The 12,170-nt window shown below is 38.1% G+C and carries 6 protein-coding genes and 2 pseudogenes; 7 read left to right on the top strand and 1 reads right to left on the bottom strand.

From position 1 onward, the window contains the following. The first annotated feature begins 45 nt into the window (after window positions 1–45). From HEQ19_02270 to HEQ19_02300, 7 genes and pseudogenes are all read left to right on the top strand, one after another. Window positions 46–1,212 (top strand): response regulator, encoded by a 1,167-nt coding sequence (locus HEQ19_02270; protein WYL98520.1) that lies wholly within the window; start codon window positions 46–48, stop codon window positions 1,210–1,212. Between the two features lie 971 nt (window positions 1,213–2,183). After that, entirely contained in the window at window positions 2,184–3,398 is a 1,215-nt protein-coding gene (locus HEQ19_02275) for a response regulator (GenBank protein ID WYL98521.1), read from the top strand. A gap of 229 nt (window positions 3,399–3,627) precedes the next feature. Beyond that, entirely contained in the window at window positions 3,628–3,993 is a 366-nt protein-coding gene (locus HEQ19_02280) for a response regulator (GenBank protein ID WYL98522.1), read from the top strand. A 109-nt stretch (window positions 3,994–4,102) separates the two neighbouring features. After that, complete coding sequence (locus HEQ19_02285) at window positions 4,103–4,576, top strand: chemotaxis protein CheW (GenBank protein ID WYL98523.1); 474 nt, start codon at window positions 4,103–4,105, stop codon at window positions 4,574–4,576. A gap of 157 nt (window positions 4,577–4,733) precedes the next feature. Next, window positions 4,734–8,054 (top strand): GAF domain-containing protein, encoded by a 3,321-nt coding sequence (locus tag HEQ19_02290; protein ID WYL98524.1) that lies wholly within the window; start codon window positions 4,734–4,736, stop codon window positions 8,052–8,054. 2 nt (window positions 8,055–8,056) lie between these two features. Continuing rightward, window positions 8,057–8,842, top strand: a pseudogene (locus HEQ19_02295) (Hpt domain-containing protein). Between the two features lie 238 nt (window positions 8,843–9,080). Next, window positions 9,081–11,036 (top strand): annotated as a pseudogene (locus HEQ19_02300) (hybrid sensor histidine kinase/response regulator). A 142-nt stretch (window positions 11,037–11,178) separates the two neighbouring features. On the opposite strand, the gene HEQ19_02305 reads toward HEQ19_02300, so the two are convergent. Continuing rightward, entirely contained in the window at window positions 11,179–12,036 is an 858-nt protein-coding gene (locus tag HEQ19_02305; GenBank protein WYM03216.1) for a fatty acid desaturase, read from the bottom strand. Window positions 12,037–12,170: the final 134 nt, after the last annotated feature.

The following is a 12,170-nucleotide window of genomic DNA, read 5'->3' on the forward strand; positions in this document are numbered from 1 at the left end:
AATTTGGGTTGAGAAATAGCTGACAGATTAAATAAGGGAAATAATATGAGTTATCCGCCAATAATAATTGGGCATGAAAATCAGCTTATATATGAGTTGAAAAAATGTAGTCATGACCAATACAATGGACGATTTAACATTAAAAGTTCCACAGGACAACAATGGAATTTCTATTATCAGATGGGCAAAATAGTTTGGGCGACAGGAGGGAATCATCCCTTTCGCCGCTGGCGTAGACAGATGGCTGAAAATTGTCCACAAATTGATGTTGAGAAACTTCTGTTTCCTGACAAATATGTATTGACAGAATATGGGGATTATCTTTTACTAGAAATATTGTATAAAAAACAAAAAATTAAACTTGAACAAATTCACGTAATTTTAGAAAGCACGATAGCAGAATTATTATTTGATATAAAAATACACCAACATTTTGCCACTGTTAGTTGCTATCGTCATCCACAAATTATTTCAGAAACACCAATCAGCTTGATTAACGCAGATATTTGTACAAAGTATATACTAGAGCCGTGGAAGAGTTGGTCAAAAGCTGGTTTAGCCAATTTTTATCCTGATTTAGCACCTGTTCTGAAAGAACCAGAACAACTTCAGCAGATAGTAAGTCTATCTGCTTACAAAAATTTTGTCAAATTCATGAATGGCAAATACACACTGCGGGATTTAGCAGTGAAAATGAAGCAGAATTTGTTGTCAGTTACCCGTTCGTTGCAGCCCTATATCTCCAAAGGAATTATAGAATTAGTAGAAGTACCTGACTTGCCTTTAGCAGTAACGAAAGTTAAAACAAACTTGACAACCACACGATCAAATCATCCGCATCCTCCATTAGTAGCCTGTGTGGATGATAGTCTTCAAATGTGTGAAATTCTAGGGAGGATTATGGTTGGAAATGGATTAAGATTTATCAAGGTTCAAGATTCAGTGCAAGCTTTACCAACTCTGATTCAAAATCAACCAGACCTGATTTTCTTGGATTTGATTATGCCTGTTACGAATGGTTACGAAATCTGTGGTCAGTTACGGCGAATTTCTGCCTTCACCGAGACACCCGTGATTATTTTAACAGGTAGTGATGGTATGTTTGATAGAGTTCGTTCTAAAGTATTTGGAGCTACGGATTTTCTCACTAAACCTGTAGTGGTAGATCAGGTAATGGCGGTACTGCAAAAGTATTTACCAAGCCAATGTTAGATACTTCTCGTAGATAAGTATCTAACATTGTTTACCCCTTGTGGTCGGGGTCAATCCAAAACTTGTACTGAGCGAAGTCGAAGTATCCAAAACTTGTACTGAGCGAAGTCGAAGTATCCAAAATCGGTTGACCTATTCCATCAACATTAGGACTTAGGCATTGACAAAAAACACAAAACATGCATTGCGGAAAAACGGTATCTGTGGTAGTAGTCTGTCAATTTTGTTTTGAGGGATTTTTGGTAGTGTGAGCGTCTCGCTCACGCGGGCAAGATGCCCGCACTACAGTCCATCATTTTTATCTTGACAGAGTAGTAGGGGTTTAGCAATGCTAAACCCCTACAACGGGGGTCCGTTTACTAAATCGCTATATAACTGGTTTAAATTGATTTAAAAGGAATATTGTAAATAAGTCTGTGGAAATAAACCAAACTATATTACGAAACGTAAACATGCCTGAAATCCTGACCAATGACCAATGACGACCAAAGCCTGTAATGTTTATTTGCACCGACCTACTTAATTTCCTCAAAAATATACAATTAAATCAAAACTTACAATAAGTATAATATAAAATTTAGAAAAACTGATTTTTTTGCAGACAATAATCAGAATTTACACGGTTATAATTCAGAGTGAAAGTTAGTAATATAATATATTACTACTCTATACATCAGAATCTTGAATTATATAAAACTAATTTGAGTGGTTCGATATTAGCAATAATTTAGAATTTTCTGATGGAGAAGTATACTCTAAATAGCTCCTGTAGTGACACTGCTTTTGCCCTCTATTTCCTCTGTTATTTTCAGTCTTGACTTAGTAGTGCTAGTTCCTAAGTAAGACGAAATAAATGAAAGTTATCCGAATTGAGTTGCCAAATATAAGTGCAACTTTTGAGATACTTGGTGACAAATGAATGGATATTGTAAGTTTTGAAAGGGCTGGCATGTTAATAAAAGGAATATAGTATGAACCACCAAGAACTGATAGTATCAACTATTTTAGTAAACGAATTTAAGACTTGTAACCAACTGCAATATAATGGACAGTTAAATATTAGTAGTATAAAGGGAAATCATTGGACGTTATATTATCGGTTGGGACGAATAGTTTGGGCGACTGGGGGAAATCATCCCTTTCGTCGCTGGCGTAGACAGATAGCACAAAATTGCCCCCAGATAGAGCTTGATAAGATCCGGTTTCGCCCTGAAGACATATCATTAGATTACTGGGATTATCGTCTATTAGAAATTTTTTATAAAAGACAGAAAATTCAACGGGAACAAATCTACACTATTGTAGAAAATACGATAGCAGAACTGTTTTTTGATATAGCGCAGGAGGCAGATTTTGCTTCTATAAGTTGCGAACGCAATTCAGAAGTAATCTTAGAAGCACCAATGAGTTTCACCAGTGCAGATCTTTGCAGAAAGCAGATGCAAGAGTCATGGAAGGTTTGGTCAGAAGCTGGTTTGGCAAATTTTTCTCCTAATTTTGCACCAGTTTTACGAAGACCAGAACAACTCCAGAATCTGGTAAGTCCATCTGTGTACAATAACTTTGTGAAGTTGACTAATGGTAAATATACACTGCGGGATTTAGCTGTAAAAATGAACCAGAGTTTGCTATTAGTTTCTCGTTCGTTACTTCCCTATATTCTCAAAGGAATTATTGAACTGGTGGAAATACCTGACTTACCTTTAGCTATCATTGAAGTCAAAAATGACTCTACCATCATACAGCCAAAGAAGCCGAGTACTCCATTGGTTGCCTGTATAGATGATAGCCCTCAGGTTTGTCAAATGTTAGAAGAAATCCTCACTGCACATGGACTGAAGTTTCTGAAGATTCAAGATGCTGTGCAAGCATTACCGATGTTAATACAATATAAGCCTGATATGATTTTTTTGGATTTGATTATGCCCATAGCCAGTGGTTATGAAATCTGCACTCAATTGCGACGAATTTCTGCCTTCACCAATACACCCGTGATTATCTTAACAGCCCATGATAGTCTTTTAGATAGAGTCCGGGCTAAAGTAGTAGGCTCTACCGATTTTCTGGCTAAACCTATAGTGGCTGATAAGGTAATAGCTATAGTCCGTAAGTATTTACCTGTACAGGCTCCATCAAAAGTCAAAAGAGTATCTCATACTATCTCTAATTTAGAGGTTTTTCCTTAGATTAATTAAGTGTATGGAAATAAACATGACTATACTTTCAATACTTACTGACTATCGAAAATTGGGTAGATAAATTTTGTGTATTTTTTGCTGATATTCCGTACTTTCTCTGAGGCTTATATCCAGAGAATACTGCAAACTTATAAAATAAGAAAAAATGCATTTATCTAATTTGATGACGCAGTTTTCTATTGCTTAAGTTCTGCTCACATTTTAACAGGTAATTGTCATGAACACTGTTTTAATTGTTGAAGATGGCTTGACAGATATGGAAATCCTCAGCCGTTACTTGCAACAAGCCGGCTATTCTGTGATTAGCGCTAAAACTAGTGAAGAGGCACAAGATAAACTCGATAAAACTCAACCTGATGTAATCTTTCTCGACGTAATTTTACCAGGAAAAAGTGGCTTTGAAATTTGTCGAGAACTCAAAAATAACCCCAAAACTAGTAAAATACCTGTAGTATTTTGTTCGACAAAAGATAGTGATGTAGATAAGATTTGGGGCAATATGTTGGGAGGCGAAGGATATCTATCTAAACCAATTGATAGAGAAGAATTAGTAAGCACTCTCAAGCGATTAATGAAGAATTAATCGATTATTAATGACAAATAAAAAATGATGACCATAAGCAGTAAGCTTCAATAGACGACCTACTTAATAATGACCAAAAATCAATAATCTACTGCAGGTAGAAATAACAGTGGAGACGAAAGAAAAATTTTTAAGCTTTAATTTGGGAGGAAATGATACAGCTGTAATTTCATTACGGCACATCACAGAAGTTGTGCAAGTATCATTATCTGATATATGTGGTGTTCCTCAGTTACCCAATTGTGTCTTGGGTATCTATAACTGGCGTGGTGAGATGCTTTGGTTAGTTGATTTAGAGGAAATGCTAGGTTATACACCACTATTAAAAGATTCAAATACTCTCGCGAAAATGATGGCGATAGTTCTGGAAAATGAGGGACAATATTTGGGGCTATTGGTGCGACAACTTATGGATATTGAATGGCTAGATACCAATGAAATGAAAGCCCCATATCCTGAATTATTTTATCCAGCACTTTCACCTTTTTTGGATGGATATTTTATTAAAAATTATCAGGAAATATTGTTTAATTTGAATGCTTTAAGCATTATCAAATCTTCAATGTGGGACATTCATAATTGATGGATTAGCGCAGAATAATAAGACCCAACCCCTAGACCCAGACCGCAAGCGAGGAGGGGGATAAGAGGATTTTTATTTTCTGGTGTGTGATTGATTAGATCAAGTCTAGTTTAAAAATATCACATTAATAGTAATAACAGTTTTTGAGGTTAATAAAATGTCGATATCATATAATAATAGCAAAAAAAAAGAAAATAATATAACAGAGATAGAACACATAGAAAATCAAAATGGCAGCATTAATATAGCAATTATTGCCAGAGATGAACTATCGACATTAAATGCAATTGCTGAGGAATTTAAAGCTTGGCGTGAGAAATTACAAGGTATTGTAAATCAGATGCGTGAAGCGTCAGATATTGATACTCTGTTCAAAGTCACAGTAGCACAAATTAGAGAGAAAACTACCTGCGATCGCGCCTTAATTTATCGCTTCACTACTGAGGAGTCAGGTACTGTTTTAGCTGAATCAAAAACACTAGGTTGGACACCAGCTTTAAGCGAAAATCTACCGGGGATTATTTTTGGCTTATATACTGCTAAAGACTATGTAGAACCTATAGCGATTGACGATATTAAGCAGGTAGAACTCACACCTTATCAACAACAACTATTGGAAAAATTTCAAATCAAAGCCAGTTTGAATCTCCCGATTTTTGTAGAGGGTAAAGTCTGGGGTTTACTGATAGTAAATAATTGTGCGTCAATGCGACAGTGGCAAGAGGGAGAAATTACCTTACTATCGCAAATTAGCACAGAACTGACCTACAGATTGCAAAGTTTAGAATTTCAACGAGAACTGGAACAACAGACACTGATCAAAAAATCAGTCACCAAAGTTATTAGCAAGATTATTCAGCTACCAGATGTCGATAAAATCTTTCAAATCATTACTGGTGAAGTCCGCCAATTACTCAAGTGCGATCGCGTGGCTATTTATCGCTTCCAACCTGACTGGAGTGGTAAGTTTGTAGCTGAGTCTGTGGGTAATAGTTGGGTAAAAATGGTAGGCCCTGATTTTAACACAGTTTGGCAAGATACCTATTTACAAGAAACTCAAGGAGGACGTTACGCCAAAGGTGAATCTTTGGCGGTAAATGATATCCATCAAGCTGGTCATTCTCCATGCCATATTGAGATTTTAGAGCAGTTTGAAATGAGAGCTTATATAATTTCGCCGATATTTTTTGGGGAAAAATTATGGGGCTTATTTGCAGCTTATCAAAATTCGGGAATTCGTGAATGGCAAACCTGGGAAGTTAACTTTTTATCTCAGATTGGCTTACAGTGTGGTGTAGCTATTTCACAGGGAGAATATTTACAGCAAGCGCGGATACAATCAGAGAACTTAATTCAAATTGCTGAACAAGAAAAAGCTTTAACAAAGATAGTTAATCGCATCCGACAAGCTTCAGATGTGGAAAGTATCTTTAAAACTACTACTGGTGAAGTCCGCCAATTACTGAAATGCGATCGCGTAGCTGTTTACCGTTTCAACCATGACTGGAGTGGGGAGTTTGTAGCTGAGTCAGTAGCTAATGGTTGGGTGAAACTCGTAGGTCCTGATAGTCAAATTATCTGGGAAGATACCTATTTGCAAGAAACTCAAGGAGGGCGGTATGCTAAAGGTGAAAATTCTGCAGTAAATGATATTTATCAAGTAGGTTTTTCTGCCTGTCACGTAGAACTTTTAGAAAAATTTGAAGCCAAAGCTTATATAATCGTTCCGATATTTTTTGGTAAAAAGTTGTGGGGCTTGTTCGCAGCTTATCAAAATTCTGCACCTCGTGAATGGCAAACCAAGGAAATTACTTTTCTCACCCAGATTGGCTTGCAATTTAGCATAGCAAAGTCACAGGTTGAATACCTCGAACAACTCCGATTAAAATCTGATACACTAAGTCATATTGCTGAACAAGAGAAGGCATTTAGTAAGATAGTTAACCGCATTCGTCAATCATTAAATGTTGAAGAAATATTCAAAGCAGTCACTCAAGAAATCCGGCAATTACTGCGATGTGATCGCGCCGTTATCTACCGCTTTAACTCTGATTACAGCGGAGAATTTATCGCTGAATCGGTAGGTAATGGTTGGGTAAAACTGGTAGAACCTAATCTCAAAACCCCCTGGACAGATACCCAACTGCAAGAGTGTTCTCAATTGGGTAAATATGCCAAAGGTGAAGGCTTTTTTGCTAATGACATTTATCATGTTGGACATTCACCATGCCACATTGAAGCATTAGAGCGATTTGAAGTTAAAGCTTATATTACGGTGCCTATATTCTTGGGTGAACAATTGTGGGGATTACTAGCAGCTTATCAAAACTCAAGACCTCGTGATTGGGAAGAATCTCAAGTTAGTTTATTAACACGCATCAGCGACCAGTTAGCATTAGGATTACAACAAACTGAATATCTGCAAAAACTCCAAATACAGTCAGCAGAACTAGCAGAAGCAGCCGCAAGAGAAAAAGCAGCTAAAGAGTTATTACAGCAAAGATGCATCCAACTTTTGATAGCTGTCAGACCGGCTTTAAACGGCGATTTAACAGTACGTGCGCCAATCACAGAAGACGAAATTGGCACCATCGCCGACGCCTACAATAATACTTTGCAAGCACTCCGACAAATAGTCATCCAAGTACAGTCTGCAGCCGAACAAGTAGCGCAAACATCTACTAACAGTAATGCTTCACTACAGGGATTGACAGATATTGCAAAACAACAATCTGCAGAAATTAGCACCGCTTTAAGCGAAATTCAACAGATGGTTGACTCCACTCAAGCTGTGGTGGCTAATACGGAATTGGCGCGAGTAGCAGTTCAGCAAGCCAACCAAACTGTAGAGTCTGGTGACGCAGCAATGAACCTGACAGTCAAAGCCATCCAAGGGATTAGGGAAACCGTAGCTCAAACCAGCAAAAAGATTAAACGCCTCAGTGAATCCTCGCAAAAAATCTCCAAAGTGGTGAATTTGATTAGTAATTTTGCTACACAAACAAACGTCTTGGCTTTGAACGCAGCCATTGAAGCCACCCGCGCCGGCGAATATGGTAAAGGCTTTGCAGTTGTAGCTGATGAAGTTCGTTCTTTATCACGCCAATCAGCAGCAGCGACAATCGAAATTGAAAAATTAGTTCAGGAAATTCAAGCAGAAACTGGCGAAGTTGCAGTAGCGATGGAAACAGGAATTCAACAGGTAGTAGAAGGGACAAATCTGGTCAGTGACGCTAGACAAAATTTGAACGAAATTGTTACCGCCACAGCCGAAATTAGTCAGTTACTCCAGCAAATTACCGCAGCAACTCATAAACAAATGACGCAATCTGTAACAGTAACCTCAACCATGAAAAATGTGGCTGAAATTTCGCACAAAACTGTTAATGAATCTGATGAAATTGCTGCAGTTTTTCAACAATTATCGGAGATGGCGCAGGAGCTATTAATAACTGCAAGTAAGTTCAGAGTTAATTAATTATGACTACAGATTCAGAAATTCGCCAACAAGGCTACATTTATTTTCTCGCTGAAGCTCCAGAATTAATCGAAATTATTGAGCAAGAACTATTTAGCTTATCGGGGAATTATAGCATTGCCAAAGTGCATAATTTAATGCGGGCAACTCATACAATTAAAGGAGGTGCGGCTAACGTTGGTTTGGAGGTAATTAAAACTGTTGCACATTATTTAGAATCTGTTTTTAAGGCTCTTTATAACCCAGATGTGGTAATTGATGCTAAATTAGAAAGTCTGCTATTGCAAGCTTATGAATGTCTCCATTTACCACTAACTGCAGAAATTACAGGAACTCCAATTAATGATGAAGAGGTTCTTCAACAAGCAGCTTCAGTGTTTGCTAAGGTGCAAGAAAAAATGGGAGATAATTTTGATGCTGAGGCGCGAATTCCCACTTCGGAGGAATTAGGGTTTGATATTGTCCAGTCCATATTTGAAGTTGGTGTCACTCAACGCTTAGAAAATATCGCTACAGCTATTGATAATCCCCCAAATAATGCTGAATTAATCAATTTTTTACACTTGGAAATTGAGGTATTTCAAGGATTGGCACAATCTTTAAATTTACCTGGTTTTGGCGCGATCGCTCACACAATTCTTGCAGCCTTGGAAGCTAACCCGACTCAGGCGCACCATATCGCTGAAGTGGGTCTGGCTAATTTGCAAGCAGCAAAAGCAGCCGTTCTCGCAGGCGATCGCACTTCTGGTGGACAACCTTCCTTAGCTTTGCAAAAGTTAACCACAGTAGAAATAAATCAAATAAAAGGTATAATCGATGAGGAATTTTAGGTTCTTGCGTACTTAGCGTGCTTAATTATTAATTAAAGTCTATAAATTTGCTTTAAAAGTAAGGCTTACAGGCGTTCATAATTTAATTTTTAGCAATATGATATAAAATACAGAAAATAATGGCTATTATCTTAGCTCTGCAAGGGTTTCAAGCGGATTATTTAATAAATTCAGCACGCTAAGTACGGAAGAGCCGGGATTACAACGCCTCAATTACCTAGCTGGAGAATTGCTAATTAATCACAAACAGCGGATTTTGCAAGATGAACAAACTAAAGAAATAATTCAGCAATTAATTCAGCGAATCGACAGACAGCAGACAATTTTAAATCAATTATGTGATTTGCCAATACCCAAGCAAAATCTAGAATTACAACCTCAGCAAAATTTTAATTTTATAACTGAAAAATTTGATTCTCTGGAAATGGATATATATACAGATTTCCAGATGACATTGCATGAAGCCATAGAAGAAAATCTGCAATTACAAGAAACCACAGAATCTCTGGACTTACTTCTAGAACAAGTTACTCAAATTAATGATAAGAAACAGAAGTTGATTCTGAATATTATAGACAATTTGACGGAAGCAAGGATGATGCCCTTGGGAAATATTCTCAATCGCTTCTCGCAGATGGTAACTAAACTGGGGAATGTATATGATAAATTAGTAGAATTAAAACTCACTGGTACTGAAGTCCTGGTGGATAAAGCCATTGCAGAAAAGCTCTACGAACCCTTGTTACACTTAGTACGTAATGCTTTTGACCACGGTATTGAATCACCACAAGTCCGCCGAGAACTAGGTAAATCAGCACAAGGTTTAATCGAAATTTGTGCCTATCATCAGGGTAGCCAAACTATTATTGAAGTCCGAGACGATGGCGCAGGCTTAAACTTAGAAAAAATTCGCAAAAAAGCTATTGAACTTCATCTCATGCAAGGGGAAGATAAAGCTAGAGACTATTTTTACAATACCACCGAATCCGAACTATTAGAGCTAATGTTTTCAGCCGGATTTTCCACCGCTGATCAAGTGAATGAAATTTCGGGACGCGGTATAGGTTTAGATATTGTGCGTTCGCAATTACAGGCGTTAAACGGCTCAATTTCTGTTGAATCATTACCCAATCAAGGAACAAGATTTATCCTGAAAATTCCTTTTTCTATGACTACTGATAAACTAATGTTAGTCCAAGCAGGAGATTTTATTTATGGACTGCTGTTGGACAGTATTGAAAAAATCTTGATTCCGTCAGAACAGCAAATCAAGGAATTTGAAGGTAAAAAAGTTTTATATTGGAATACAGGCAAAGATGAACGGATGATCAGGATACGTAAACTTTCAGAGTTAATGTCCTACAACCGTTCATTTATTAACACCGCCAATCCTCAAAATATCCTCAGCAACTATGACACAGGAATCATGAAAAATTCTGTGATATTATTACATCATCACGAGGAAATATTCGGTTTAGAAGTTAATCAAATAATTGGTGAACAAGAGTTAGTCATTAGACCTTTAGGAAATGCAATTGCTCCCCCAAAATATATTTATGCTTGTAGTAGTTTAGCCAATGGTACCCTCATTTTAGTGATTGATGGTGCCCTATTGCTAAAATCTTCCCAGATGCAAGCCACACTTGAAGTTAGGGATTTACCAGCAGCTAATTCATCAACCAAAAAAGCTTTACCGCAGTCAGATGTAACTTTGCACTCTACACCGTTATTGACTTCATCTGTTCCGACAAATAACAAATCATTAAAAGTGGTATTAGTTGTAGATGATGCAATTAGTCTCCGCCAAACCCTGACTTTGACTTTGCAAAAATTTGGCTATCAAGTATTACAGGCACAAAACGGTTTAGAAGCCTTAGAACAGTTGCAACAACATCGCGAAATTCAGGTAATAATATCAGATTTAGAAATGCCACGAATGAATGGTTTTGAACTTTTATCTAAAATCCGACATGACCCCAAATTAGCAAATAAACCTGTAGTTATCCTCACTTCTCGTAGCGCTGACAAACATCGTCAGCTTGCTCAAGAATTGGGTGCTAATGCTTATTTAATTAAGCCTTATTTAGAGGAGCAGTTTCTGTCTACTGTTGAGGCGTTGATTACTCCATTACCGATGAAAGATTATGTATAATTCTTTCTTCCTTCGTGTCCTTCTCTTCTCTACCTTCCCACGGGACGCTACGCGTAAGCGGTGCCCCAGGCTTTACGCGGAGCGTGTCGCAGACAGACTAAATTTTACATGCCCCTTTATCGCCGAACACCTGGAAGATATTCTATCCTTGATTGGGGCTTTGCACGGGAGGCATAATTACTTTTTTGGCTAAACCCAGAGTCTTTAAGGCTTTGATACTCCACCAAGTAATATCAATCTCCCACCAAGAAAATCCAGCTTTTGCTACGTGGGGATAAGTATGATGGTTGTTGTGCCATCCTTCGCCATAGGTGACGATGGATACCCACCAAAGATTACGAGAGCCGTCATTGGCGTCAAAACTGCGATAACCCCACTTGTGTGTTGCTGAGTTCACAAACCAAGTTGAGTGCCACAGCAATACGGATCTCATAAAAACACCGTAGATTACAAAAGACCATCCGCCGATGAAGTAGAGTAGTAGACCTAGGGGTATTTGCAAAAGCAGAAAGTACCGATCAAGCCAGCGATAAAATGCTTGTCGTGCCAGGTCAGGGGCATATTTTTCATAGATTTCATAATCAAAAAACTGGTTGCGAGGGTAGAATATCCATAACATATGACTCCACCAAAATCCTCGCTGGGCAGAGTAGGGGTCTAGGTCGATATCTTCTGTGTGGGCGTGATGCTGGCGGTGTCCACCAACCCAAAAAATTGGTCCACCTTGCAAAGCCAGGGCACCAATAAACCCAATTACATATTCTACAGCTTTGGGTACCTGAAAACTCCGATGACTCAAAAGTCGGTGATATCCCAAACAAATCCCAATGCTCCCAAATAACCAATGCAAAAATACCAGCAAACCCAAGGCCGACCACGAGAAAAACCAGGGAGCTAAGAGAGCTAAGGCATGAAATGTAGCAAAAAATACTACATTCGTCCAACTGAGGCGAGGAGCAGTTCCTCCTTCAGGAGGAAATGCCAAAGATTTTGAAGTCATAAAAATTCCTGTTGATGGATAATCAAGCGATTTGCTTGCTGTTTTCGGGTATGCACTGGGATTTGGTCTGTGACGCTGTTGCACTTCACACCCACCAAGGGATTTACCCGTTACATTAGAGTAGAGCAAGTATC

The sequence above is a fragment of the Gloeotrichia echinulata CP02 genome, assembly GCA_038087035.1.
Lineage (GTDB): Bacteria > Cyanobacteriota > Cyanobacteriia > Cyanobacteriales > Nostocaceae > Gloeotrichia > Gloeotrichia echinulata.